Origin of the sequence: Rufibacter latericius, from assembly GCF_003721515.1 — a bacterium.
Lineage (GTDB): Bacteria > Bacteroidota > Bacteroidia > Cytophagales > Hymenobacteraceae > Nibribacter > Nibribacter latericius.
The window spans coordinates 374,688-399,423 of record NZ_RJJD01000002.1 but is presented as its reverse complement, the minus strand read 5'-3'; the positions used below and the strand labels follow the sequence as shown (position 1 = coordinate 399,423).

Annotated in this window: 24 protein-coding genes; 21 read left to right on the top strand and 3 right to left on the bottom strand. The window is 48.1% G+C overall.

What is annotated here, in order from left to right:
* The 7 genes from EFB08_RS05595 to trmB are packed head-to-tail and all read left to right on the top strand — an operon-like array spanning position 1 to position 6,878.
* Positions 1–1,671: a TonB-dependent receptor gene (locus EFB08_RS05595; protein WP_123125934.1), complete on the top strand. Its 1,671-nt coding sequence runs from the start codon at positions 1–3 to the stop codon at positions 1,669–1,671.
* A gap of 6 nt (positions 1,672–1,677) precedes the next feature.
* Entirely contained in the window at positions 1,678–2,892 is a 1,215-nt protein-coding gene (locus tag EFB08_RS05590) for an HU domain-containing protein (protein ID WP_123125933.1), read from the top strand.
* A 1-nt stretch (position 2,893) separates the two neighbouring features.
* Positions 2,894–3,595, top strand: coding sequence for a MotA/TolQ/ExbB proton channel family protein (locus tag EFB08_RS05585; protein ID WP_227006230.1), 702 nt, complete (start codon positions 2,894–2,896; stop codon positions 3,593–3,595).
* A gap of 4 nt (positions 3,596–3,599) precedes the next feature.
* Complete coding sequence (locus tag EFB08_RS05580) at positions 3,600–4,013, top strand: ExbD/TolR family protein (RefSeq protein WP_123125931.1); 414 nt, start codon at positions 3,600–3,602, stop codon at positions 4,011–4,013.
* A gap of 7 nt (positions 4,014–4,020) precedes the next feature.
* Complete coding sequence (locus tag EFB08_RS05575) at positions 4,021–4,917, top strand: hypothetical protein (protein WP_123125930.1); 897 nt, start codon at positions 4,021–4,023, stop codon at positions 4,915–4,917.
* Between the two features lie 11 nt (positions 4,918–4,928).
* Positions 4,929–6,221, top strand: coding sequence for a bifunctional folylpolyglutamate synthase/dihydrofolate synthase (locus EFB08_RS05570; RefSeq protein ID WP_227006229.1), 1,293 nt, complete (start codon positions 4,929–4,931; stop codon positions 6,219–6,221).
* A 3-nt stretch (positions 6,222–6,224) separates the two neighbouring features.
* Complete coding sequence (trmB, locus tag EFB08_RS05565) at positions 6,225–6,878, top strand: tRNA (guanosine(46)-N7)-methyltransferase TrmB (RefSeq protein WP_123125929.1); 654 nt, start codon at positions 6,225–6,227, stop codon at positions 6,876–6,878.
* Between the two features lie 258 nt (positions 6,879–7,136).
* Here the strand turns inward: trmB and trpF are convergent, their stop codons facing one another.
* Positions 7,137–7,757: a phosphoribosylanthranilate isomerase gene (gene trpF, locus EFB08_RS05560; RefSeq protein ID WP_123125928.1), complete on the bottom strand. Its 621-nt coding sequence runs from the start codon at positions 7,755–7,757 to the stop codon at positions 7,137–7,139.
* Positions 7,758–8,038: 281 nt separating this feature from the next.
* On the opposite strand from trpF, the gene mnmA reads away from it, so the two are divergent.
* From mnmA to EFB08_RS05540, 4 genes are all read left to right on the top strand, one after another.
* Positions 8,039–9,145 (top strand): tRNA 2-thiouridine(34) synthase MnmA, encoded by a 1,107-nt coding sequence (mnmA, locus tag EFB08_RS05555; protein WP_123125927.1) that lies wholly within the window; start codon positions 8,039–8,041, stop codon positions 9,143–9,145.
* A 16-nt stretch (positions 9,146–9,161) separates the two neighbouring features.
* On the top strand, positions 9,162–9,878 hold the full coding sequence (locus EFB08_RS05550) for a hypothetical protein (RefSeq protein WP_123125926.1): 717 nt from the start codon (positions 9,162–9,164) through the stop codon (positions 9,876–9,878).
* Between the two features lie 312 nt (positions 9,879–10,190).
* Positions 10,191–10,847, top strand: a complete 657-nt coding sequence (rpe, locus tag EFB08_RS05545) for a ribulose-phosphate 3-epimerase (RefSeq protein WP_123125925.1) — start codon at positions 10,191–10,193, stop codon at positions 10,845–10,847.
* Between the two features lie 6 nt (positions 10,848–10,853).
* Positions 10,854–13,316 (top strand): TonB-dependent receptor, encoded by a 2,463-nt coding sequence (locus EFB08_RS05540; RefSeq protein ID WP_123125924.1) that lies wholly within the window; start codon positions 10,854–10,856, stop codon positions 13,314–13,316.
* A 131-nt stretch (positions 13,317–13,447) separates the two neighbouring features.
* On the opposite strand, the gene EFB08_RS05535 is transcribed toward EFB08_RS05540, so the two are convergent.
* Positions 13,448–14,320 (bottom strand): DUF2911 domain-containing protein, encoded by an 873-nt coding sequence (locus tag EFB08_RS05535; RefSeq protein ID WP_123125923.1) that lies wholly within the window; start codon positions 14,318–14,320, stop codon positions 13,448–13,450.
* Positions 14,321–14,744: 424 nt separating this feature from the next.
* Here EFB08_RS05535 and hisG point away from each other — a divergent pair, with 424 nt between their 5' ends.
* From hisG to EFB08_RS05485, 10 genes are all read left to right on the top strand, one after another.
* Entirely contained in the window at positions 14,745–15,596 is an 852-nt protein-coding gene (hisG, locus tag EFB08_RS05530; RefSeq protein WP_123125922.1) for an ATP phosphoribosyltransferase, read from the top strand.
* A gap of 1 nt (position 15,597) precedes the next feature.
* Positions 15,598–16,896 carry a histidinol dehydrogenase gene (gene hisD / locus EFB08_RS05525; RefSeq protein WP_123125921.1) on the top strand — a complete coding sequence of 433 codons (1,299 nt, stop codon included), beginning with the start codon at positions 15,598–15,600 and terminating at the stop codon, positions 16,894–16,896.
* Positions 16,897–17,072: 176 nt separating this feature from the next.
* Complete coding sequence (gene hisC, locus EFB08_RS05520) at positions 17,073–18,140, top strand: histidinol-phosphate transaminase (RefSeq protein ID WP_123125920.1); 1,068 nt, start codon at positions 17,073–17,075, stop codon at positions 18,138–18,140.
* Between the two features lie 138 nt (positions 18,141–18,278).
* Positions 18,279–19,373, top strand: a complete 1,095-nt coding sequence (hisB, locus tag EFB08_RS05515) for a bifunctional histidinol-phosphatase/imidazoleglycerol-phosphate dehydratase HisB (RefSeq protein WP_123125919.1) — start codon at positions 18,279–18,281, stop codon at positions 19,371–19,373.
* Positions 19,373–19,954 carry an imidazole glycerol phosphate synthase subunit HisH gene (gene hisH / locus EFB08_RS05510; protein ID WP_123125918.1) on the top strand — a complete coding sequence of 194 codons (582 nt, stop codon included), beginning with the start codon at positions 19,373–19,375 and terminating at the stop codon, positions 19,952–19,954. The genes hisB and hisH overlap by 1 nt, the downstream gene beginning before the upstream one ends.
* 3 nt (positions 19,955–19,957) lie before the next feature.
* Positions 19,958–20,677: a 1-(5-phosphoribosyl)-5-[(5-phosphoribosylamino)methylideneamino]imidazole-4-carboxamide isomerase gene (gene hisA / locus EFB08_RS05505; RefSeq protein ID WP_123125917.1), complete on the top strand. Its 720-nt coding sequence runs from the start codon at positions 19,958–19,960 to the stop codon at positions 20,675–20,677.
* A 236-nt stretch (positions 20,678–20,913) separates the two neighbouring features.
* A complete protein-coding gene (gene hisF / locus EFB08_RS05500) occupies positions 20,914–21,666 on the top strand; it encodes an imidazole glycerol phosphate synthase subunit HisF (protein ID WP_123125916.1) in 753 nt (250 codons plus the stop codon).
* The gene (gene hisIE, locus EFB08_RS05495) at positions 21,660–22,313 is read left to right on the top strand and encodes a bifunctional phosphoribosyl-AMP cyclohydrolase/phosphoribosyl-ATP diphosphatase HisIE (RefSeq protein WP_123125915.1); all 654 of its coding nucleotides are present in this window, start codon (positions 21,660–21,662) and stop codon (positions 22,311–22,313) included. The genes hisF and hisIE overlap by 7 nt, the downstream gene beginning before the upstream one ends.
* 15 nt (positions 22,314–22,328) lie before the next feature.
* A complete protein-coding gene (locus EFB08_RS05490; protein ID WP_123125914.1) occupies positions 22,329–22,868 on the top strand; it encodes an RBBP9/YdeN family alpha/beta hydrolase in 540 nt (179 codons plus the stop codon).
* A gap of 48 nt (positions 22,869–22,916) precedes the next feature.
* Positions 22,917–23,525, top strand: coding sequence for an HD domain-containing protein (locus EFB08_RS05485; protein WP_123125982.1), 609 nt, complete (start codon positions 22,917–22,919; stop codon positions 23,523–23,525).
* Positions 23,526–23,805: 280 nt separating this feature from the next.
* On the opposite strand, the gene EFB08_RS05480 is transcribed toward EFB08_RS05485, so the two are convergent.
* Entirely contained in the window at positions 23,806–24,519 is a 714-nt protein-coding gene (locus EFB08_RS05480) for a LytR/AlgR family response regulator transcription factor (protein WP_123125913.1), read from the bottom strand.
* Positions 24,520–24,736: the final 217 nt, after the last annotated feature.

The window sequence follows — 24,736 nt, the reverse complement described above, 5'->3', positions numbered from 1 at the left end:
ATGAGATATACAACTAAATGGGCGGGTGTTTCTGCACTTATTCTGTTAGGCTTGTTACCGGCTGCTCAGGCCCAGACCGGTTGGGGAGAAGGCACTAAACTGGAAAGTACCGAGATCGTGGTAGAAAAGAACCGTACCCTGGAATTGCCTGAAGCCAACCGGAATTTCCAGAAGTTTCTGATCCAACCCCCTAAACTGGGCGACCGCAAAGTGACTTATCGGTTCAATGAGTACCGTTTGCCTGAGCATTACATTAACCTGCCCATGAAAGTACTCACCATTGAGCAGGAAGACCTCTCCAAGCTGTATGGCAACTATCTTAAAGGCGGCATCGGGAATTACGGCACGGTGTACGCCAAGGGTTATTTCCACAACAAACGCAGCGACAAAGCTTCCTTCGGGGCGCAGGTTGGGCACCTTTCCTCTTCTATGGGACCCATTGAGAACTCAGGTTCGGCGAGCAGTTACCTGCAGGCCAACGGAGAGCTTTATTCCGGTCCGGTGACAGTGGGCGGCCGCCTGCGGTATGAGCGTGACCAGAACAATTTCTATGGGGGCAGCAATGTAGCAGAAGTAGATAAAAACGCTATCAAACAGGTATATAACCGCTTTGTGGTAGAGGGGAACTTGAATAACCTCACCGATGTCAAAACCCCTTTCCATTACGAAGGCAAAGTGGGCCTGAACTATACCGGCGATGACTACAATGCTAAGGAAACCCACTTGTTTGGCAACGTGGAAACCAGTTTTGCGCTCAGCGATGTATCTAAAGTTCTGGTTGACCTTGACCTTGCCTATACAAGCCTGAAAGATGTGGAGACAAACTCCCGCGGCTTCTTTAAAGTTCGTCCGGCTTACGCCTTACAAATGGACCGTTTAGGACTGATCCTGGGAGCTACCATCGCGTACACCGGGGACACCATCAACGATGCCCGTAAGTTTAACGTGTACCCGTCCCTAGAGGCCAATTACCAGGTAATCCAGAACAAGTTGGCTTTGTTTGTTGGCGCCGGCGGTGATTTGGAACGTACCACTTTGTATTCCTTAAGCAAAGAGAATCCATGGCTGAACCAGAACCTGCAAGTAGCCGACGTAAACAAAAGCCTGGAAGTTTACGCCGGGGTGAACGGAAGCATCAGCAAGTTTGTGCAGTTTACCGGCCGGGTGGCCCTCCAGAATTACCGCAACCTGTATTTCTACAACAACTCGGTGGCTGATTCCTCCAAATTCGACCTCTTGTATGATGATGGAGTGACCAAGGTGTTCCAGTTTTTTGGGCAATTGACCTTTAACCAGTCAGATGACCTTAGGCTGGGGGTAAAGGTGGAAAACAATAATTACAGAACTACCTCATTACAAGAAGCTTTCCACCGGCCAGACATGCGGGCGACGGCTTTCGCCTCATATAATCTTTCTGACAAGATTCTCTTGAACAGTGAACTTTACTATATTAGCAGTTCGTTCGGGGAAATAACCCGTACAGATGGTACGAAAGTGCTGCGCGAGACAGATACCATCGTTGACCTCAACCTGAAAGGCGATTACCGCTTTTCGCCACGGTTCTCGGCGTTCCTGATGGGGAACAACCTCTTGGGCAGCAAGTACGAACGTTTTGTGAATTACCCTAACCAAGGGATTTCCTTTATTGGTGGGGTGACTTATTCCTTCTAAGTTACTATGGTTCAAAGCCACATAAAATCACTGCTGTACGCCTATGATTGCGTGATTATCCCCAATTTCGGAGGTTTGATCACGCATTATACGCCTGCCAAACTCCATCCGGTGAAACACATGTTTTCGCCACCTTCCAAACGGATTGCTTTTAATGAGCAACTGAAGGCGAACGATGGACTTTTGATCTCCACCCTGGCTCAAAAGCAAAAGTGGCCTATGCCGCAGGCGCAAATGGCCGTGGCCGAGTTTGTGTTGGAGTTGAAAGAGCAGCTGAGGACCCAACACCGCTTTGAACTGCAGGATGTGGGCGTGTTCCGCTATAATGCCGAGCGCAAGCTGGTATTCGAGAACCTGGAAAGCGACAACTTCCTGGAGCAGGCTTTCGGGTTACCCGAGTTGGTGGCCAAACCAATAGCCGGAAAAGAAACCCTCATCCTAAGAGGCAAGTACCAGGACCAACCCGGACAAACCAAAGAAGGCAAAAAAACAGGTTCACGTTTCCGGAAGCTGTACCGCGTTGGTGCCAGCCTGGTAATAGGTTGTGTTTCTGTGGCTACCATTTACCTGTTGTCTCTGCAAGGTGATGTGGCCTTAAGTTCCCTTAACCCGGTAACTCTACTATCAGGTCCTGAGACTACCAATTCCGTTCAAGAGCCTGCTAGCCAAACTCCTGACGTAGACGCTTTTGAACAGGCTCAGCTAACGGAACAGTATAAATCAGCGCTGCCTGTGGAACCTTCCCTGGAAGCTGAGTTAGCCGCCGAGGACTCGCTTTTAGCCTCTTTTCCTAAAACCAGCCCGGAAACAGAAACGGTTGAAACTACTACACCAGAGCCTCAACCAAAGGTTGAAGTAGCGAAACCTGAAGTTGCCGCCGTTGCACCAAAAGCGCCAGAAAAACCGGTGGTTTCTGAAAAGAAGGTAGAAATAGCCTCAGCGGTTAAAAAGACGGAAGTTGCGGAGGCTGCTACAATTAAACGCAAAACGGGCCGTTTTTACATCATCATGGGCGTGTTCTCTTCTTCAAACGGGTACGCTACCATGCACCAGAAGCGCTTTGCTAAGAGAGGGTTGAACTCTAAGATCATCAACTCTATGTATGACACCAAACATCAACGGGTTTCTGTAGCAGATTTTGCTTCTGAGGCCGAGGCCTTCGCTGCTTTGCCGGCGCTGCGCTCTAAAATCAGCAATGAACTTTGGGTATATAACTATTAACATGAACGCTTTCCTTCTTCAGATTACCACCACCACAGATACCGCACTTAATGTAGCAACTTCTGCTGCCGCAGCCCCGGAGGCAGCTCCTTCAATTTCTTTGTTAGATATGGTTTGGCGAGGCGGTTGGGTAATGGTGCCCATCTTCGTACTGGCCTTCGCCGCCGTATATATCATGATTGAACGCTACCTGGCTATTAAGCGTGCCAGCCGCGAGCCCAATAACTTCATGGACACCGTGAAGAACATGGTTTTGAAAGGTGATCTGCAAGGAGCCAAAATGCTGTGCATCCAAACAGGTACTCCGTTGAGCCGCATGATTGAAAAAGGTATCCGCCGGATCGGGTCGCCTTTGAAGGACATTGAAACTTCTATTGAGGCAGTAGGAAGGCTTGAAATCTCCAGACTTGAAAAGAATATCAGCGTATTGGGGATCATTGCTGGTATCGCGCCTATGTTAGGTTTCGTGGGTACCATCTCAGGGGTAATCAAGATCTTCTACCAGATTTCGGTTTCCAATGACTTCGGGATAAACCAAATCTCTGGTGGTTTGTATGAAAAACTGGTGACTTCTGCCGCGGGTCTTATCGTGGGGATTATCGCCCACGTTGGCTACCATTACCTAAGCTTAATGGTGGAGCGCGTAGTCTACAAGATTGAAAACAACGCATTAGAATTCACCGACTTACTACAGGAGAACTAAACTCATGCAGCTACGCCGTAAAAGAGGGTCCACCTCACACGTAGAAACAGGGGCCATGAACGACATCATGTTCTTCCTGTTACTATTCTTTCTGATTGCCTCCACCATGGCGAACCCTAACGCCATAAAGTTACTGCTGCCCAGCGCAAAATCCTCTAAGGAAGTGGCGCAGGAGCCCATCAACGTATCGGTAACGGCTACTGGGGAGTACTTCATCAACAAGCGCCCAGTGGCCCCAGAGAACCTGGAGGTGGAGCTTGCCAAAGAGCTGGCTGGTTCTAACCTTGAAAAAGCCACGGTAGTCCTGCGGGTAGATTCTTCTTTGAATGTTCAGAAACTGGTAGACGTTTTGGAAGTGGGGTCAAAGTTGAAGGTGAAAATGATCATGGCCACGCAAAGTCCTAGCGGCGCTTCTTAATTATAGTATGCAGACAACCGTAGAATCAAAAGACCGCATCAAAGCCTTGGTAGGAGCAGTGCTCTTCCATGTTCTGCTTTTTGCGGTTTTCTACTTTATTATCTTTAAAACGCCTAATCCGCCTTTGGGCGGCGGCGAGGGAATTGTCTTGAACTATGGGCTTGATGCCGAAGGTTTCGGTGACATCCAAACGCTGGCCAGTGCCAATGCTTCCACTAACACCGAGGACAGCAAACCTGCCCGGCAACAGGAACAGCAACAACCTACTCCGCCAGTCCCAACACCCCAGCAACCAGCGGCAGAGGCTCCTCAGGAAAAGGTTATCACTACCGAGGATGAAGGCCCTGTTTCTATTCCAGTCAAAGAAGTAGCTAAGCCGGTACCCACACCAGCCAGAGAAATCGCCAAGGCTGAACCAGCAAAACCTGCTCCTGTTGTTGAGAAACCCAAAGCCCTTTACCCAGGAAAAAGCACCACAGATGGCGCGAATGGACGAAACGGCACCAGCAACAACCCTACCGGTAATAACAACGGCGACCGTCCAGGCAAAGTAGGAGATCAGGGCGATCCAAATGGCTCCCTTGATTCTAGAGCCTTATATGGTACTCCGGGCAAAGGTACGGGCGGAAGTGGAGGTGGTGGTTTGAACATGCCTGGCTGGCGCTACGATGTGGCACCCAAGCCAGATCCTTTTGATAATGAAACCGGGGTCGTAAAATTCCAGATCAAGATTGACGGGAACGGAGATTTGGTGAGCGTGAAAGTCATTGAAAGTAACGTAAGCCCAAAAGTGGTGAACTGGTACAAAGAGCAAGTGCAAAGAACCTCCTTCAGCCGGACCAGCAATGGCAACTCGGCCAACGGAGCCACCGGAACCATCACCTTTATCATCAGATCAAACTAAAGACAACCTTCGTGACGTACGAACAAGCCTTGGAATACCTATACCAGCAGTTGCCGATGTTTCACCGCATCGGCAACGCTGCTTTTACGAAGACCCTGGACAATATCATTGCCCTGACCAGCGCCTTAGACAACCCCCAGCACAAGTTTAAAACCGTTCATGTGGGCGGCACCAACGGCAAGGGAAGTTCCTCTTCCATGCTTGCCGCCGTTCTGCAGGCAGCAGGTTACAAAACGGGTCTGTACACTTCTCCGCACCTGAAGGAATTTACCGAACGCATTCGTGTAAACGGCCAAATGATTTCCCGCGAGAAAGTCGCTTCCTTCACCCAGCAGCACCAAGCTTTATTTGAGGAGGTGAAACCATCCTTCTTTGAAATGACGGTTGCCTTAGCTTTTGACCATTTCGTGGAAGAGCAGGTTGACATTGCCATTATTGAAGTAGGGTTGGGCGGGCGCTTAGATTCCACCAATATCATTACCCCGCTGGTTTCTTTAATTACTAACATCGGCTTAGACCATCAGGCGCTTTTAGGTAACACGGTGCAGGAGATTGCCGGAGAGAAAGCCGGGATCATCAAATCTGGTGTTCCCGCCGTCATCAGCTTAACCCAGAAAGCCGTTTCGGGGGTATTTACCCAAAAGAGCCTTGAAACAGGAAGTTCCCTTTTATTCGCCGATCAAACCTATAAAGTGGAGCTTCAGGAAAGCTCCGGCCTTGCTTCTTACTACGCTGTCTACAAAGGAAATGCCCTGTACCAAGATCAACTGGAACTTTCCCTATTGGGCAGTTACCAACGGTTCAATTTGCCGGGTGTTTTGGCCACTATTGATCAATTGAGAAAGCAAGGTTTCACCATATCAGAAGAACACCTGCGGCAAGGATTACGGAAAGTACAGGAGTTAACCGGTCTTAAAGGGCGGTGGCAGATTTTAGGACAGAATCCGTTGACGATCTGTGATACCGGGCACAATGTAGATGGCTTGCGGGAGGTGGTGAAGCAGTTACTGGCTTTGCAGCCTCGGCAAGTTCACTTTGTTTTCGGGGCGGTCAATGACAAAGACATCCAGAGTGTGTTGCGGCTATTGCCCGTGAGTTACCGATACTACTTCTGCGAGGCCCAAATACCTAGGGCATTACCGGTCCAGAAACTTTGGGAGGAGGCGCAGTTTGCCGGCCTGAAAGGCGCTGCTTATCCCACGGTAGAAGATGCTATTTTGGCCGCTAAAGCCTTTGCCCAGGAAGATGAGGTAATTTTCATTGGCGGTAGTACCTTTGTGGTCGCAGAAATTCCCGAACTATAATTGATGGGCAGAGGTAAACTAGAAAAATTTGCGGTAAACGCCACCCGGGCTAACGTGGTGGAACCGGGAAAAGAGAATTTTGAAAAATTGAAGGGGCACTGGAACCGCGACTTCTTTCTAAAGGAGCAACCCCTCATTTTGGAAGTAGGATGCGGCAAAGGCGAATACACTGTGGGCATGGCCCAAATGTTCCCCCACAACAATTACATTGGAATTGATATTAAAGGGAACCGAATCTGGAAGGGGAGTTCCCTGGCTGAGGAAGCCGGTTTGTACAACGTTGGGTTCCTGCGCATCTTCCTGGAGAATCTGGACCAGCATTTCGGGGAGAACGAAGTAGACGAGCTCTGGATCACCTTCCCCGATCCTCAACCCCGTAAACGAGACATCAAACGACGGCTTACTTCTCCTCGCTTCCTGCAGATGTACGAACGCATCCTGAAGCCTGGCGGTAAACTCCACCTTAAAACAGACAGTGAGCTCCTGTTTGATTATTCTTTGGAAGTTCTGCAGGAACGTACTTCGTCTAATTTATTATTTACTAAGGATTTATACGAGTCCGACTTGCAGGAGCACACCATGGGCATCTACACTACCTTCGAGAAAAAGTACCTGGATCTAGGCGTGCCTATCAAGTACCTTCAGTACGTTTTTTAATGTGCTTATTTGTAAATGTGCTGAATGATAAATTTCTTATTAGGAAATTTGCTCTAGTTCGCTTAACCTTCTGAAATACCTTAGACCTAAATTAAAAGCGGAATCCCTTTTGAGCCTGTTTTCTGAAAAACAAGCCCAAAAGGGATTCCGCTTTTTTTGAAAAAGTTGGTCAATAGATGAAATGCTGCGAACCCTAAGGGGGCTTACCTATTATAAATTATCAATAAAATCAGCACATTTAACAATTTGCACCTTACCCTAATCTTCTAACTGTTCAAAGATCTCTTCCAGTTCATCGAAGTTCTTGAAGCCTGGTCTGATTTCCTGCCCGCCTTTCAGGGCGATGCCTGCAGGGTGTATTTTGTCTAAAGCTTGGCGGGTGTTGTCTTTGGTGAGCCCGAAGCCTAAGAGGATTGGGTACTTTTTAGAAATATCCCGCAGAAAACGGAGGTTGGTATCGTCGATAAAGGAGAAGTCTTCTGAATCAATCAGGAAATACTCTACATGCTGATGGTAAGTCTCCAGGGTACTGATCAGGTTTTCCTCCACGGTGTCTTTATCAATGAGCACCCGCAAAATAATAGGCAATGGCAAATCATCCATCTCTTCTATGAAGTAGAGGCTGTTCAATTGAAGCATGTCTACCTTGTATTCTAAGAGAAGCTCCTCTAATTCCTGAATTGGTAAATTGGTGACTTCGCCCACTAGTTTCACCCCTGAAACCCATCCTGAGATTTCTTTGAAGGCCGCCGGAGTGAGGTGATTCGCTTGGCCCTGCTGTAACGAAAAGCCCAGCATTTCTACGCCCATTCCGGCGCAATAACGGGCATCACTTAAATTGGTAATCTGATTGACAAGAACAATTGTGTTTAGTGCCATGCGTGTTTTTTGCTTGTTTTCTGGGAAACAGTGCTAAAAAGCAGGTTTCCGGGCCAAAAGTAATCTGTTTCACTTAGGCAGCCTAAAGAGGAGGTAAAAAAAGCGGTTTTCTTCCCATAAACGCCATCGTATTCACATTAAACTTATTTTTCAGCCCTAGGGTTTGAAAAGGTACAATCCTTAAGTGCCTGATGCTCAACGGGAGCAAAAGCGCTTGGAATTCACTATATTTGCACATTGTTTTTCGGCGGGACTGTGAATCCCGTTTTATTTTAGAAAAAATGAGTTCAAAAGGAAGAGTACTCGTCGCTATGAGTGGCGGCATTGATTCCTCCGTTGCAGCAGTGTTGTTGCACGAGCAGGGATACGAAGTAGTGGGCATGACCATGAAAACCTGGGACTACTCCAGTTCCGGCGGAAGTAAAAAGGAAACGGGCTGCTGCAGCCTTGATTCTATCAACGATGCCCGCGACATTGCGGTGCAACTAGGGTTCCCGCACTATATCATTGACATCCGGGAAGAGTTCGGGGATTACGTCATCAACCACTTCACCGATGAATATATTGCCGGACGTACGCCAAACCCGTGCGTGCTGTGTAACACCCACATCAAATGGGATGCCTTGTTGCGCCGCGCTGATAAACTAGGTTGCGATTTTATTGCTACCGGACACTATGCCAACATCCGTGAGGAGAACGGCCGTTTTGTGATTTCCAAAGGAAAAGACCACCACAAAGACCAGTCGTATGCCCTTTGGGGGATTTCACAGGAAAGCCTGAGCCGTACCATTTTCCCGCTGGGTCAACTGCATAAAACCGAGATCCGGCAAATGGCCATGGACCGTGGGTTCGATGCCTTGGTGAAGAAAGCCGAGTCTTATGAAATCTGCTTTATCCCAGACAATGATTACCGGGGATTCCTGAAAAGAAGAGTGCCAACCCTGCAGGCCGAAGTTGCCGGTGGTGAGTTTGTGCTGGAAGATGGCACCGTGGTAGGCAAACACGAAGGCTACCCGTTCTACACCATCGGGCAGCGCAAAGGCTTAGGCGTAGCATTGGGTTATCCGGCATTTGTAACCCGCATCGAGAAAGAAACGAATAGGGTAGTGCTAGGGAATTACGAGCAGTTGGCAAAAAATGGCATGAACGTAGGCAAACTTAGCATGGTGAAATACGAGAACCTGCACGGACTTCCCACCGAAACCATTACCAAAGTTCGGTACAACGATCCTGGTACCCCTGCCATCATTGAACAGGTGGGCGATAAAATGCTGGTGAAGTTTCATGCAGGTGTGAATGCCATTGCCCCCGGCCAGGCTGCCGTTTTCTACGAAGGAGACGATGTAATTGGCGGCGGCTGGATTGAAACCAGCTTTATAGTAGACTAAGAAGTACGTACGTTTTATGAAAAGAATCTTGCTCTTTGTGGTCTTGTTGACCAGCCTGCTTTCTTCCTGCGGAGATGAGGAAATTACCAGAGACCCTGATAGTCTGGGCTACCAGTACTATCCTTTAGCCATTGGTAATTACTGGATCTTCAATGTCACCGAGAACAAGTACACCCTGAACGTGATTACCCAAACCACCACGTACCAGTCCCGCGAACGGATAGATGGCACCATTACCGACCAGACCGGCCGTGAATGGTACCGTGTGGAACTAAGCCGGCGGTCTAACCCAGAAGCCAGTTGGGTGGTAAGCGGTGTTAAACTGATTTCTATGTCTTCTTCAGATCTCCGGATCCAGGAAAACAACCAAACATTTGTTAAAATGGTTTTCCCAGTTAAAAAAGGGTATTCATTTGTGACAAATGGTTTTGTAGATGCCGTAACATATGACTATGTTTATTTGACCTATTCCGATTTAGGTAAGACTATTTTTGAAAATGGAACTACCTATGATAATACCCTAACTGTCATCCAAGAGGATTTTGAAAAATTATATGACTTGAGAGAACAGTCTGAAATTTTATCTTTCAATTTAGGTCCAATAAAAAGGAGTTTAGTTTCTTTCGATTATTGTAATACAAGTGATGTAGGTATCTGTGAGGTTGGAACCGGTTTTATTGTCAACGGTACCGAAAAGATTGAAGTCCTGGAGAGTTCTGGTAAAACGGAATAAACTTATATCTAAACAAATCAATGACCTCGCTATGATCTCCATGGCGAGGTCTTGTTTTTACAGCCGATTTAAGTAAAAGCTTCAAAACAAATTTAAGTGTTTCATAAATGTTTTCTTTTCACCCTTAAGAATAACCTTTTAGTACTAAATCAACTTACATCAAACTTTAACATGGAAGAAGGTTTTGGCAAGTTTTTGCGAAAACGACTTTAAAACAGACATCTTTTTGCTGGTTAATTCTTCGAAGATCACTTCAAATTGCTTTTTGCAGCAAGAAACCGTTGCTTTGTACTATTAGAAAATCTCTTTCCAATGCCACATTTAATAGCCCCTTCAGTTCTGGCTGCCAATTTTGGCCAGATGGACCATGATGTTGAAATGCTTAACCAAAGCGCCACAGATTGGATTCACGTAGATGTGATGGACGGACGTTTTGTTCCTAATATCTCCTTTGGGTTTCCGGTGGTGCATGCCATTCAAAAAGTGGCTCAAAAGCCTTTGGACGTGCATTTGATGATCGAGCAGCCGGAACGCTACATTGAGCAGTTTCGGGAGGCTGGCGCTGAAAATATCACCGTTCATTATGAAGCATGTCCGCACCTGCACAGGACGCTTCAGCAGATAAAAGCCGCAGGCGCCAAAACTGGAGTAGCATTGAACCCGCATACCCCGGTTGCTTTGTTAGCAGATGTGATCCAGGACATAGATCTGGTTTGTCTTATGTCGGTGAACCCTGGTTTTGGGGGGCAAAAATTCATTCCTCACACCTATCAGAAGATCAAAGAATTAAAATCAATGATTCAGGAAAGAGAATCTAGGTGTTTGATTGAGATTGATGGGGGAGTAAACCTTGAAAATGCACCTTTGTTACTTTCCGCCGGGGCCGATGTGTTGGTGGCGGGTTCTTTCGTGTTCAATTCTAAGGATCCGGTGCAAACCATTCAGGATCTGAAACAACTTTCCTTTTAACGTTATATGGGCAAGAGCTTTGGTTTGTGGGGGTTGGCGTTGCTGCTCTTATTGAATTTTCAAGCCATAGCGCAGCAAGCCTTTCTCCAGGGTGTGGTTCAGGATGCCCAGCAAAAACCCTTAATTGGCGCTACTATTTCCCTTCAAGGCAAAGGGATTTCCACCGCCTCAGATACCCGGGGTAGGTTTACAATGAAGCTTGAACCCAATATCCGTTATGAGTTAGTGGTCAGCTATATCGGGTATCAGACTAAAAGAGAGGAAGTACAGCTTTTGCCGCAAGAGAACCGGTTTGTGACTGTTGAATTAATGGAAGAAAGCAGCCAGTTAACTGAAGTTAAGATCAGGGGCCGAAACCTGAATGATACCCGCGAAGTGGTCAGCATTACCCGGCTGGATCCACGCCTTACCCAAACCCTGCCTTCCCCTTTTCAGGAGTTCAACAAAATCCTGCTTACGCTTCCAGGGGTCACCAGCAACAATGAACTCTCCTCCAGTTATTCGGTGCGGGGCGGCAGTTTTGATGAAAACCTGGTCTACGTAAACGGGATAGAGGTGTACCGGCCTTTCCTAAACATCAGCGGACAGCAGGAAGGGCTTAGCTTTGTAAACCCCGACCTGGTGGAAGGCGTCACCTTCTCCTCGGGCGGTTGGCAACCTAAGTACGGCGATAAGCTATCGTCCGTCCTGGACATCCAATACCGAGCCCCCACCAAATTTGCGGGAACTGTATCTGGAAGCCTCACCGGAGGTTCAGTACATGCCGAGGGAACCGGGGCTAATGGCAGGCTGGGTTTTCTAGTGGGAACCCGCTACAAAACGGCTGCCTACGTGCTGAACAGCCTGGAAGTGGAGGGTGATTATCGACCCAAGTTCGCCGATGTGCAGACGTATCTCACCTATGACTTATCCTCTAAAACCCATCGCGCATCGGGGCTTGAACCGAAAACCCAGCTCAGCTTCCTAGGGAACCTGGCATACAACAATTACCAGGTAAGGCCCGAAACCCGTGAAACTACTTTCGGGAATCAGTTTCAAATGATGCAGCTATTGGTGGGGTATGATGGACAGGAGCAGATGCGCTACACCACGTACCAGGGCGGACTCAGACTGCAGCATGATTTCAACTCTGATTTGCGCACCGAAGTCATCTACTCGGGACTTTACAGCCAGGAACGTGAGTTCCGGGATTTAGAATCGGGTTACCGGTTTTGTGATGCCTTGCCTGTACCGGGCGTTTCACCCTTCAACCGGTGTGCCGGCGAACGAGGCTTAGGCACTAGATATGAATACTCCCGAAACCGGTTAAGGGCAGCCTTACAAACCCTGGAATTCAGGACTACCTGGACACCTTCCCCAAAAAATCAGTTCAGTGCCGGGGTTAAAGGCGGGCGGGAGAACATTACCGACGTCCTGAACGAATACTCCTTTCAGGATTCCTCAGATTACGTCTACAACCTCTCCAGTCTCCAAAACCAACAGGACCTTGCTTCCTGGCGCTACCAAGCATTTGCCCAGCACCAATGGAACCTGGATAGTCTAAAGACCCTGACGTATGGGGTTCGATTTCACTATTGGTCGGTGAACAAACAACTTTCCATCAGTCCCCGGTTGCAGTACGCCGTCCAGTTTCCCCGCCTGCCCGACTGGTCATTTAAAATGGCCACGGGTCTATACGTTCAGGCCCCCCTTTATAGAGAGTTGCGTAATGCACAAGGCAACCTGGTAACTGATCTCTCTAATCAGCAATCATGGCACTTTATCACGGGAACCGAATACCGGTTTAAAAAGTGGGGTAGGCCTTTCAAGCTTACCGCCGAAGCTTATTACAAATACCTGCCTTCGGTGATTCCTTATGACCAGGACAACATGCGCATCAGGTACCTGCCCCAAATACAAGCAAACGCTTATGCCATGGGGATAGATGTGCGGGTGAACGGTGAATTCATCAAAGGAGAAGAGTCATGGTTTAGTTTGGGACTGTTAAGGACCCGGGAGAACCTAAAGGGCGATTCAACCATCACCCGAGACCCCGCAACGGGACAGGTCGTAAAAAAAGAACCGCGTGGGTATATCCGGAGACCTACCGACCAGTTATTGAACCTCGGTGTTTTCTTCCAGGACCACCTGCCGAATAACCCCACCTTACGCATGTACCTGAACATGGTGTTCAGTACCGGCCTACCTTTTAGCCCGCCGGGGAACCTCAGCCTTAGAACCGGTTTTCCCGGGCCGTCCTACAAACGGGTAGATATTGGCTTCTCAAAGCTGATTACTATCAGAGGAACCGAGAACACCAACAAAGTAGGTCTTAAAAGTTTGTGGCTGAGCCTGGAGGTCCTGAATTTGATTTCCGCTAACAATGTGGTTTCTTATAACTACGTCAGGGATTTGAATGGAATCACCTACGCCGTTCCAAATTACTTAACAGGTAGGTTGATCAACCTCCGTTTTATTGCCAGATTATAGAAATTAGCCTGTAAACGGAAAGATAAGAACGAGACTCAAGAAGCTGTATCAGGTCCCCTTTCTTTCCTCCTAAAACAAAGAGGCCGCTTATTAAGGCGGCCTCTTTGTTTATGTTTTAAGCGTATTTTAAGTTAATTGGTGGCAAAACGCTTCTCTTTCCAAAGCACGGCAGCGTCTTCAATTTCAGTAGCGTATGCCTGATAAGATTCTTTTGATTGCTTTCCCAGCCGCTGGGCTTTCTTGTTCAGTTCCAGGGCTTCAGCATATTCGTTTTTCTGGGCCAGCAATTTGGCCTTGAGCCAGGTGTTGTAGAAGTTCTCTTCAATACTAATGGATTTATTAACCCATTGCAGGGCTTGCTCATGGTCTAGATTCTGCTGAATAAGGTAATTGACGGCCTGAGCTAGAACCGTCCAATCAGTGGGCTTTGCGGCCTGAAGAGATTCTTTTATCAGTTTCATTGTCTGGCTATGGGAATCTACCCTGATAGGAACCTCCAGTTGTTTGTTTGCCCAGTTCAACACCAGACGGCCGCTGTTTGGAGTTATATCCTGGATGGAATACTGAAGCGTTTCGTGAAAAGAGGAAGCTTTCGGGCTGAAAGGAAGCCGTACTAGGTCTTGCTTTTCATCATATCCATCGGAACCCCAAAGCCCTTTTTGCTTGCTTAAGATAAAGGTCCAGTTTGAGGAATCCACCGGTAAGACATACAGTAGGTAGGTTCCGGCCGGGATATTCTCCTGGGAGATCCGAACATCAGTGCTGAATTTAATAGTGGTGGCCTCGTTGGCGCCAGCCCGCCAAACCTTTCCGTAAGGAACCAGTTTACCCCAAACCTCGCGGTTCTTTACGCCGGGGGCCCCGTAGTTGACGGTGATATCTGTTACGCCTATGGTATAGGTAAGATTTGCTCTGGGACTTACCTGAGGCAGTTTCAGCATGGTTTGGGAGAAAGCCGCAACAGAAATCAACAGGAATACAGCCGCAATCAGGTATTTACGCATATTGTAATGGTGCTTTAAAAACAGGAACCAGAATTCTTAAAAAAAGGCACTACATCTAAAAAGGGGGCATTTATTTTAAAATAGCCTTTTTCTATGTTTGTATTGTAAATTACAAATATTGCATTTTTCCTGAAACAAAACAAATCAAAAAAGATGCCGTTCCTGTTTGTTATTGGAGAGAACGTACTACCTTTGGTCTACATTATGAGCAGCACCTACAAAAATTTTTCCCATTCTAACGCCGCAACCGCGGTGCACGGGGTGCATTGCCATCTTTTCCATCATTCCTCCTAGGAGGAATCATATCATTATATCGTCCGTTCGGGGCTGGGCCCCATTTAAGCCGTCGCTTTTCTAAGAGATCAGTGTTTCAGCTACTATCTTTGTTTTTCACTTCACGCTTTCTAAAGCACCAGTATACATTATGATCCGGTTAGCCATCCAGAAATCCGGGCGCCTTTCTGAGGACTCTTTGAAACTTATCCGTGAGTGCGGCATCTCGTTTATCAGTACGTCATCTAAACTGAAAACCGAAGCCACCAACTTCCCCCTTGAAATTCTGTTCCTTCGCGACGATGACATTCCCGGCTATGTGGCCGACGGCGTAGCCGATATTGGTATTGTTGGTCAGAACGTGTTAGTGGAGGAGGGCCTGCAGAAACTATCGGTGAAGAACCTGGGCTTTAGCAAATGCCGCCTGTCGCTGGCGGTTTCCAAAGGAGCCGAGTACCAGGATGTCACCACCCTTCAAGGCAAAAGCATTGCCACCTCTTACCCCAACCTGCTTCAGGAGTTCCTGACCTCTAAAGGAGTGGAGGCCGATATCCATACCATCAGCGGTTCGGTGGAGATTGCACCCAGCATTGGCTTAGCTGATGCTGTTTGCGACATTGTCTCCTCCGGTTCCACCTTGATCAGCAACGGTCTACGCGAAGTAGAAACCGTGTTTAAATCTGAGGCCGTCTTAATTGCGAACCAAAACCTGGGCCAGGAGAAAAACCGCTTGCTCCAGCAGCTCTTGTTCCGGATGGAGGCGGTGCAGAAGGCCCAGAAATCAAAATACGTGGTGCTGAACGCTCCTAATTCGGCCATCCCCGAGATCAAGAAGCTGTTGCCCGGCATCAAATCCCCAACCATCATCCCGTTAGCCGAAGAAGGTTGGAGTTCGCTGCACTCAGTTGTCAACGAAGATGATTTCTGGGACATCATCCAGAAACTGAAAGAAGCCGGTGCCGAGGGTATTCTGGTGGTTCCAATTGAAAAGATGATTGGCTGAGATGAAGATCTATTTATATCCTGATCAAGCGGAATGGGGGGCACTAACCCAACGTCCCGTCCAGAAACTAGACCAATTACGGGCTGGGGTTCAGCAAACCTTTGACCTGGTGCAACAACGCGGTGATTCGGCACTAATGGAACTTGCGGTTAAATTTGACAAGGCAGCCCTGCAAAACGTGTGGGTTTCACCGGAAGAAATCACAGCCGCCTTACCGCAGGTATCTGAAGAATTAAAAGCCGCTATAGAATTAGCTTACAACAACATATATCGGTTCCATAATGCGCAGCAAGAGCAGGTAAAGCAAGTAGAAACCATGCCTGGCGTGACCTGCTGGCGGAAATCAGTAGGCATCCAGAAAGTAGGTTTGTACATTCCAGGTGGCACGGCCCCATTGTTTTCCACCCTCCTGATGCTGGGAATACCGGCTCAGATTGCCGGGTGCCGTGAAATCATTCTGGCTACCCCGCCCTCCGCTGATGGAACCATAAATGGCACTATCCTTTATACCGCCAACCGCCTGGGCATTAAACGTATTCTGAAAGCAGGTGGCGCCCAAGCCATAGCGGCTTTGGCTTTCGGGACAGAGACTGTGCCCGCAGTAGACAAAATCTTCGGGCCTGGAAACCAATATGTGACGGCGGCCAAACAAATGGTGACACAGATGGGAGTAGCCATTGACATGCCCGCGGGTCCTTCTGAGGTGCTCGTCATCGCTGATGATTCTGCCGATGCCAATTTTGTAGCCGCTGACTTGCTTTCTCAAGCCGAACACGGCCCCGACTCACAGGTTGTTTTCGTGACGAATTCTGAAAAGCAACTCCAAAACGTACAGGCTGCCGTAGCCCAACAAGTTGCCCAACTCCCGCGCCAAACAGTTGCAGAACAAGCCCTGAACAACAGCATTGGAGTCGTATTGCCTACGCTGGAGGAAGCCATCCACTTCTCAAACCTGTATGCGCCGGAGCACTTGATTCTTTCGGTAGATCAACCAGAGCCGTTGGCTGAGCAGGTAATCCAGGCTGGTTCGGTCTTCATGGGCCACTTTAGCCCGGAGTCTGTAGGTGACTATGCGTCAGGGACTAACCACACCTTGCCTACCAACGGTTATGCCCGTAACTACAGCGGTGTTTCTCTGGATAGCTTCGTGAAAAAGATCACGTTCCAGCAATTAACCCGTGAAGGATTAGAGCGCATTGGACCAGCCGTTGAAACCATGGCGGAAGCCGAAGGGTTGCACGCACACAAGAACGCGGTAACTGTTAGGTTGAGGAAAATGAACCCCTCTTTGTCATCCTGAAAAGAATCTTGTGGGCGAACGAGAAAAGCCTTGTAGTAAACGCTAATATTGCTCGCTCACAAGATTCTTTTAGGATGACAAAAAAGAGAAGAAGCTGTTTATTCAAATAAAAATATAGAAGTGCGTTGATGAGTGAATTTGTACATCAGCACATGACCAAATTAGCACTTAAGCCAATGTTTTCTTTAGAAACTTTCATCCGTCCGCACCTCTTATCTCTGAAGCCGTATTCATCGGCTAGAGATGAGTTTGAAGGGGAAGCCAGCGTGTACTTAGACGCCAATGAGAACAACCTGGGCAGCCTGGCCGGGGGCGTGGATTACAACCGTTACCCAGACCCGTACCAGAAAACCATCAAGGAAAAGCTAGCTACACTTAAAGGCGTACGGCCGGAGCAGATCTTCATTGGCAACGGCTCTGATGAAGCCATCGATTTGCTGGTGCGCCTGGTGTGTGAACCCGGCCGTGACGAGGTGCTGTTATTGCCACCCACTTACGGCATGTATGAGGTGAGTGCTAACATCCACAACGTAGCTATTCAGCGGGTACCTTTAGACGAGCATTTTCAACCTGTTTTCGAGAAAATAGCCGAAAAACAGAACGAGCGTACCAAGATCCTGTTTCTGTGTTCCCCCAACAACCCCACGGGTAATCTGCTGGAATCTGCCACGGTAGAGAAGCTGATTAAATCATTTAACGGGTTGGTTGTGGTAGACGAGGCCTACATCGATTTTACTCAAAGCCCAAGCTGGAGCACCAGATTAGATGAATTCCCTAACCTGATAGTCCTGCAAACACTTTCCAAGGCATGGGGAATGGCTGGCCTACGGTTAGGAATGGCCTTTGCTTCACCTGAGATCATCGGGTACCTAAACAAAATAAAGCCACCTTACAACATTAACGTGGTCACCCAGGAACTGGTAAGTGCCGCTTTAGACAAAACGGCTCAACTAGCGGATATGCTGCAGGTTATTGTTCAAGAGCGTGCCCGTTTGGTAGAGGCTTTTGCATCGCTTCCCCTGATTGAGAAAGTTTATCCCTCAGATGCTAACTTCGTGCTGGTACAGGTGCCAAATGCCAATGAACTGTACGGGTATTTGTTGGACCGCGGGGTGGTAGTTCGGAACCGTTCAACCCAGCCGGGTTGTGCCAACTGTTTGCGCATTACCATCGGTACCCCGGCAGAGAATGACCATCTTTTAGAATCCTTGCAGACCTTCGCTGCGCAGGCTAATCTGGTATAATGGCGTTTAACGGTTGTTTTCTGAAAATTGGCTATTAACAACCTCAAAAAATTGGCTCCAGTTTTTACTTGTGGCCGGATAAACAAATAAAAGGTCCTTTAGCCTTAGGCTCCGGGTTGCCTGCTACTAACATACAACATGAAAAAAGTTTTATTTATTGACCGTGACGGTACCATTCTCCTGGAACCACCTACCGATTACCAGGTAGACTCCTTTGAGAAGTTTTCTTTTTACCCGAAGGTCATCCGGAACCTCTTCAAAATATATTCAGAGCTGGATTATGAGTTCGTTATGGTTACCAACCAGGACGGCCTCGGCACAGATTCTTACCCGGAGGATACCTTCTGGCCGTACCAAAACAAGATGTTGGAGATCTTAGAGGGGGAAGGCATCACCTTCGCGCACATCCACATTGACCGCAGCTTTGAACACGAGAACAGTCCTAACCGGAAGCCGCGCCTGGGTATGCTGGGCCAATACCTGACAGGCGACTATGATTTGGCGAACTCCTACGTAATCGGGGACCGTATGACGGATGTTCAGATGGCGAAGAACCTTGGTGCTAAGAGCATCTTGTTACAGGAAGTAGCCAATGAGGAGGCCACGTTTACCTCAACTGACTGGGACGAGATTTACAATTACCTGCGCCTCCCGGCCCGAACCGCAACCATCCAGCGGAACACCAATGAGACGCAAATCAGTGTAGAAATTAACCTGGACGGCGAAGGAAAATCTGACATGCAGACCGGGTTGGGCTTCTTTGACCACATGCTGGACCAACTGGCCCGCCACTCGGGCGTTGACATGCGCATTCAGGTAAAGGGCGACCTACACATTGATGAACACCACACCATTGAAGATACGGCCTTAGCCCTAGGAGAAGCTTTTGCACAGGCAATCGGGGATAAGCGTGGTATAAATCGTTACGGCTTTCTGCTGCCCATGGACGATGCTCTGGTGCATGCTGCCATTGACTTTTCGGGTAGGCCTTGGTTGGTTTGGGATGCTAAGTTTACCCGGGAGAAAGTGGGTGATATGCCTACTGAGATGTTCCTGCACTTCTTCAAGTCGTTTTCAGACACCTCTAAGGCCAACCTCAACATCAAAGCCGAGGGTGAAAACGAACACCATAAAATAGAAGCCATCTTCAAAGCGGTAGCCAAATCCATCAAAATGGCCCTGGTTCGCGACGTGAACAAAATGGAAATTCCCAGCACCAAAGGCGTTCTGTAATGAAAATCGTCATCGTAGATTACAAAGCCGGAAATGTGCAGAGTGTGCTGTTCGCCTTAGAACGCCTGGGCGCTCATGCCACCGTTACGGCCAATGCCGAGGAAATTAAATCAGCTGATAAGGTGATTTTCCCGGGTGTTGGTGAGGCTTCTTCGGCCATGCGTGCGCTGAAAGCCAATAACCTGGATCAACTACTGCCAACCCTTACCCAACCGTTTTTGGGAGTTTGCCTGGGCATGCAGTTGCTGTGTCAACACTCTGAGGAGGGCGATACCCCAATGCTGGGCATTATTCCGGTACAGGTGAAAAAGTTTGAGGCTGCGGTGAAAGTTCCGCATATGGGCTGGAACAACCTGCATCATCTTAAGAGTGGTTTATTCAGTGGCATCCAGGAAGATGAGTACGCTTACTTCGTGCACAGCTATTATGCCCCGGTTACGGAGCACACCATCGCACAAAGCTCTTATCCAGAGCCATTCAGCGCGGCCTTGCAGTACAAGAACTTCTACGCGGTGCAGTTCCATACCGAAAAAAGCGGCCCGGCGGGAGCGCACATTCTCCAAAACTTTCTAAACCTGTAAGCCATGGAAATCATCCCGGCTATTGACCTTATTGGCGGCCAGTGTGTGCGTCTCACAGAAGGCGACTTCGCCCAACAAACCACCTACCATTCAGATCCGGTAGAAGTAGCAAAGCAGTTTGAAGGCCTCGGTCTTCGACGTTTGCATTTGGTGGATTTGGATGGAGCCCGCGCCAAGGAGCCCGTGAATTTGCCCGTACTTGCCAGAATCGCCCGTGAAACCAAACTTCACATTGACTACGGCGGAGGGCTGCAAAGCTCAGAAGCCGTTCGGCAGGCGTTTGATGCCGGAGCCCAGCAAATCACCGCGGGCAGCATTGCGGTGCGCGAGCCTAAGACGGTTCAGAAGTGGCTGAAAGAATACGGGGCCGATCGCATCATCATCGGCGCGGATTTCAAAGACAACCGCATCGCCATTAATGCCTGGGCCGAGCAGAGTGACTTAACTCTGGAATCGTTTTTGAGCTCTTTTGCCCAGATGGGGGCTAAAACGTTCATCTGCACCGATGTAAGTAAGGACGGGAAACTGCAGGGTTCCTCACTGGAGGTATATAAGGAGTTACTGAAAAAGTTTCCGGACCTTCAGTTCATCGCCAGCGGAGGCGTAACCACCATAGAAGAGGTTCGGCAGTTGAGGCAGGCTGGTTTGTACGGCGCCATCATCGGCAAAGCCATCTATGAAGGCACGATCTCCCTGGAGGAATTGGTGAAGGAAGTCAGATAGAATTAGAAACTAGGTAGTAAAAAGAATGCCTTCTTTTCTTTTGTTCTCCTAAAGGGTCTTGCTAGGAAAAAGTTGTGAAAGGATAGCGGAATGTAGTTCCGTACATTTCCGTTTATGGCCTGTTTTCTGAAAACCAAGTTAAAAGCGGCAATCATAGGACAACAACAAAGGCTGTTTAATTCATCCGTAAGGAGTAGCCGTTTGGCTTCTAAAATCTAAATACCAGCATTTATAACATGCTTACAAAACGAATAATACCTTGTCTTGATATCCGGAACGGACGTACTGTGAAAGGGGTTCGGTTTGAAGATATCAAGGATGCCGGTGATCCGGTTGAATTGGCCGCGCTGTACGCGAAACAAGGCGCCGATGAACTGGTTTTCCTGGACATCACCGCCACCAATGAGAAACGCAAAACCCTGCGCGAGTTGGTGCGGGAAGTGGCTCGCCACATTGATATTCCGTTCACCGTAGGAGGGGGTATCAGTGCCGTGGAAGATGTGGAGGTGCTGTTGCAGAACGGAGCCGATAAAGTCTCAGTGAACTCATCGGCTATTCACCGGCCAGAATTGATTTCTGAGTTGGCGAACCGGTTTGGGAGCCAATGTGTGACCGTAGCCATTGACACTAAACACACCCCTGAGGGATGGAAGGTATTCAGCAAAGCGGGCACGATAGATACCGGCTTAGGGGCTTTGGACTGGGCAAAGGAAGTGGTGCAACGGGGGGCTGGTGAAATTCTACTTACCTCCATGAGCAACGACGGCACCAAAGGCGGCTTTGCCCTGGACATCACGGGCGAGATCTCCCGTAACGTGATTGTGCCGGTCATAGCCTCAGGTGGTGCGGGTAATCGGCAACATTTCCTGGATGTGTTTGAGGTAGGCGCCGATGCCGCTTTAGCCGCCAGTATCTTCCATTTCCAGGAGGTACCCATTCCGGACCTAAAGCAATTTTTAGCGCAACATAAAATTGATATCAGATGCTAAGCATAGATTTTCAGAAAGGCGAAGGGCTGGTTCCTGCCATCGTACAGAACGCCACTTCCGGGAAGGTCCTGATGTTGGGCTACATGAACCAGGAAGCATTTGAGCAAACCCAGAAAACCGGATTGGTGACCTTCTTTTCGCGTTCCAAAAACCGGCTCTGGACCAAAGGGGAGACCTCGGGCAATACGTTGAAGGTAGTGAACATGGAACTGGACTGCGACCAGGACACTCTGTTAGTATTGGTTGATCCAACCGGTCCGGCCTGTCACCGCAACACCGAAACCTGCTTTGACACCGAAGGAGACAGCGCCTCTTACCACCTGAGAAGCTTCCAGAATTTTACCCCTACTGAGCAGGCCCTTCAGTTTATCTCTAAACTAGAACAAACCATCAAAGAACGCCGGAAAAACCCCATTGAAGGTTCTTACACCAATTTCCTGTTTGACAAGGGTTTAAACAAAATGGCCCAAAAAGTAGGAGAAGAAGCGGTTGAGGTGGTTATTGACGCCGTGGCTGGTAAAACCGAGACCATGAAAGGCGAGGCCGCCGATCTGCTTTTTCATTTACTTGTGTTGCTGGAGGCAAGCGGGCTTTCCCTTGCTGAAGTGGTGCAGGTGCTGGAAAGCCGCCACAAACCGCGGGAGTAGTTAAAATTACAGGCCATGGACTTCACTTCTACCATTCTTATCGTTCCCGGACTGGGCAATTCTAAGGAGGACCATTGGCAATCGCTTTGGGAAAAGCACTTTAACTTTGCCAGGATTCATCAGAAAGATTGGGAAACCCCAAATCGGGAAGATTGGGTAGAGACCTTGGATGCTGCGGTGATCAAGCACAATCCTGAAAACCTTATTTTGGTGGGGCATAGCCTGGCCTGTATCACCATTGCGTTTTGGGCCGCTAAATACAAAAGGAGCATCAAAGGAGCATTGCTTGTTGCCCCCAGCGACACCGAAACTCCTTTTTTCCCGAAGGGTACCACCGGATTCACGCCTATTCCCCACCAAAAACTGCCTTTCAGTTCTATACTAGTGGCTAGTTCTGATGATCCTTATATGGCTTTAGAACGAGCCGAATCACTGGCCCTGCATTGGGGAAGCCGCTTCCTGAGCATCGGGGCAGCGGGCCACATTAATAAGGAAGCGGGTTTTGGTGCATGGCCTCAGGGGCTAGAATTTTTAAAAGAGTTGGACACTCCCTAATTTCAAACAATCTGTTTAATACTCTTACTCTTTACTTTCCATTTGAGTATGGCCTCTTTTGATATACTGCTCCAGCAAATTGCTTTCATCCACGAGATAGACAAGCTGAAGTTTATCACCCGTAAAACCCGCCTTTTCAATAGCGACCGCCACGAAAATGATGCGGAACACAGTTGGCATCTGGCCATGATGGCCCTGGTGTTAGCAGAGCATTCCAATGAACCCGTGGATGTGCTTAAGGTATTGAAGATGCTGCTGATACATGATCTGGTAGAGATTGATGCCGGTGATACCTTTTTATTTGACACGGTACTCAACCATACCAACACCGAAGCAGAACGTAAAGCGGCCGAAAGGATTTTCGGGTTGTTGCCCCAAAAACAAGGGGAAGAGTTTCTGCATATCTGGGAAGAGTTCGAAGCTGGAGAAACACCCGAAGCAAAATTTGCCCGCGTCATGGACCGTTTGGAGCCTCTCCTGCAGAATGTATCCAATGAAGGAGGTACCTGGATGGAGTATAATGTGTCCTACGAGAGGGTAATGGAAAAAACGGTAGGGATGCAAAAGGGTTCCCAATCCATTTTTGATTTCGCCATTGCGCTTATGGATAGTTCAGTGGAGAAAGGCATCCTTAAAAAAGGAGATACTGACTTTTAAATCCCTCAATCCATAGATCTAAAGGGTAACTTCTGAGTTGTTTAAGGTAGCGGGTAATCCATGTTCAGCAAACAAAGCCAAACCTGTAACCAGGATGTTCTGGGAAGAGGTTTCGCGTTGGACCTTTCTTTTAGACCTAGAACTAGACGTTCAACTTGATCATTGATTGAACGTATGTTCAAGTGACTACTTTCTATTGGTTTTCATATCAAAAACTCCCCTTTTAGGATCTTTTTCAGAAAAGAGCCTAAAAGGGGAGTTTTTGATATCTGGCTTTCTCCTAAAGCTTGTTGATGCGGCCGTAGAATTTAGATTGGTAAGAACCGCCAATAGGAATGTACTTGTCCTGCATCAAAACCGAGTCATCTTCAATGAGCTCAATCTTTTTCAGGTTGATGATGAAGGAACGGTGAATGCGCAAAAACTGGTCTTGGGGAAGTTTCTGTTCAATGCCGCTCATGGTGGTGTAGACGATGTGCTTTTTAGAATCTGTGTTGATGACCACATAATCGCCGCGGGCCTCTATGAACGAGACGTTGTTCAGGTTCAGCTTGATGATCTTGTTGTCAACTTTAACAAACAGCTCATCGGGTGACGTAGGCTGCGCAGGAGTGTGGTTGTTTTCCAGTTTCTTGGAAACATTGAGTACTGCCTGGGTAAAACGGGTAAAGTCAACCGGTTTCAAAAGGTAATCGGCTACCTGTAGTTCAAAGGCCTGTAAAGCAAAGTCTTTGTGGGAAGTGATCAGGATGGTTTGCGGTTTATGGGGTAGGGTCTTGAGTAATTCAAGTCCCGTCATTTCCGGCATCTCCACATCAAGGAAAAGAACATCTATATGGTCATTCTTGAGAAGCCAGGCCAAACCTTCAACACTGGAACAGAAAGTTTGCACCAGGTCAAGGGTGGGGGTGGCTTTGATATGACGCTCCAGAATCATCCGGCTTAGTTCATCATCATCAATAATAATCGTGCGGAGGGGGCTATCCTTTTTCAAATCCTTTTAGGTTAAGGAAAACGTGTGAGTCTGGTATATAAAGCCAAATATATTAATCAAAACATGAATTGCACAGGTCTTAAAATAAAAAAAAGGCTTAAGGGTGAAACTTGAAATAGTTATGAAAGAGGGGTTTACCTTAATTTCAAAGAAGCGCCAGCCCTTCTTGTTTCTACAATATACTTTATAATAAGGTAACTCACTGGTAAAAACACGT

Bases quoted from the DNA above. Each gene is read 5' to 3' on its own strand.
- EFB08_RS05585 (WP_227006230.1), top strand. From the start codon at position 2,894: ATGAACGCTTTCCTTCTTCAGATTACCACCACCACAGATACCGCACTT.
- hisB (WP_123125919.1), top strand. From the start codon at position 18,279: ATGAAAAAAGTTTTATTTATTGACCGTGACGGTACCATTCTCCTGGAA.
- hisIE (WP_123125915.1), top strand. From the start codon at position 21,660: ATGCTAAGCATAGATTTTCAGAAAGGCGAAGGGCTGGTTCCTGCCATC.
- EFB08_RS05540 (WP_123125924.1), top strand. From the start codon at position 10,854: ATGGGCAAGAGCTTTGGTTTGTGGGGGTTGGCGTTGCTGCTCTTATTG.
- rpe (WP_123125925.1), top strand. From the start codon at position 10,191: ATGCCACATTTAATAGCCCCTTCAGTTCTGGCTGCCAATTTTGGCCAG.
- trmB (WP_123125929.1), top strand. From the start codon at position 6,225: ATGGGCAGAGGTAAACTAGAAAAATTTGCGGTAAACGCCACCCGGGCT.
- EFB08_RS05535 (WP_123125923.1), bottom strand. From the start codon at position 14,320: ATGCGTAAATACCTGATTGCGGCTGTATTCCTGTTGATTTCTGTTGCG.
- EFB08_RS05490 (WP_123125914.1), top strand. From the start codon at position 22,329: ATGGACTTCACTTCTACCATTCTTATCGTTCCCGGACTGGGCAATTCT.
- trpF (WP_123125928.1), bottom strand. From the start codon at position 7,757: ATGGCACTAAACACAATTGTTCTTGTCAATCAGATTACCAATTTAAGT.
- EFB08_RS05550 (WP_123125926.1), top strand. From the start codon at position 9,162: ATGAAAAGAATCTTGCTCTTTGTGGTCTTGTTGACCAGCCTGCTTTCT.
- hisH (WP_123125918.1), top strand. From the start codon at position 19,373: ATGAAAATCGTCATCGTAGATTACAAAGCCGGAAATGTGCAGAGTGTG.
- hisC (WP_123125920.1), top strand. From the start codon at position 17,073: ATGTTTTCTTTAGAAACTTTCATCCGTCCGCACCTCTTATCTCTGAAG.
- hisF (WP_123125916.1), top strand. From the start codon at position 20,914: ATGCTTACAAAACGAATAATACCTTGTCTTGATATCCGGAACGGACGT.
- EFB08_RS05580 (WP_123125931.1), top strand. From the start codon at position 3,600: ATGCAGCTACGCCGTAAAAGAGGGTCCACCTCACACGTAGAAACAGGG.
- EFB08_RS05590 (WP_123125933.1), top strand. From the start codon at position 1,678: ATGGTTCAAAGCCACATAAAATCACTGCTGTACGCCTATGATTGCGTG.
- mnmA (WP_123125927.1), top strand. From the start codon at position 8,039: ATGAGTTCAAAAGGAAGAGTACTCGTCGCTATGAGTGGCGGCATTGAT.
- EFB08_RS05595 (WP_123125934.1), top strand. From the start codon at position 1: ATGAGATATACAACTAAATGGGCGGGTGTTTCTGCACTTATTCTGTTA.
- hisD (WP_123125921.1), top strand. From the start codon at position 15,598: ATGAAGATCTATTTATATCCTGATCAAGCGGAATGGGGGGCACTAACC.
- hisG (WP_123125922.1), top strand. From the start codon at position 14,745: ATGATCCGGTTAGCCATCCAGAAATCCGGGCGCCTTTCTGAGGACTCT.
- hisA (WP_123125917.1), top strand. From the start codon at position 19,958: ATGGAAATCATCCCGGCTATTGACCTTATTGGCGGCCAGTGTGTGCGT.
- EFB08_RS05485 (WP_123125982.1), top strand. From the start codon at position 22,917: ATGGCCTCTTTTGATATACTGCTCCAGCAAATTGCTTTCATCCACGAG.
- EFB08_RS05575 (WP_123125930.1), top strand. From the start codon at position 4,021: ATGCAGACAACCGTAGAATCAAAAGACCGCATCAAAGCCTTGGTAGGA.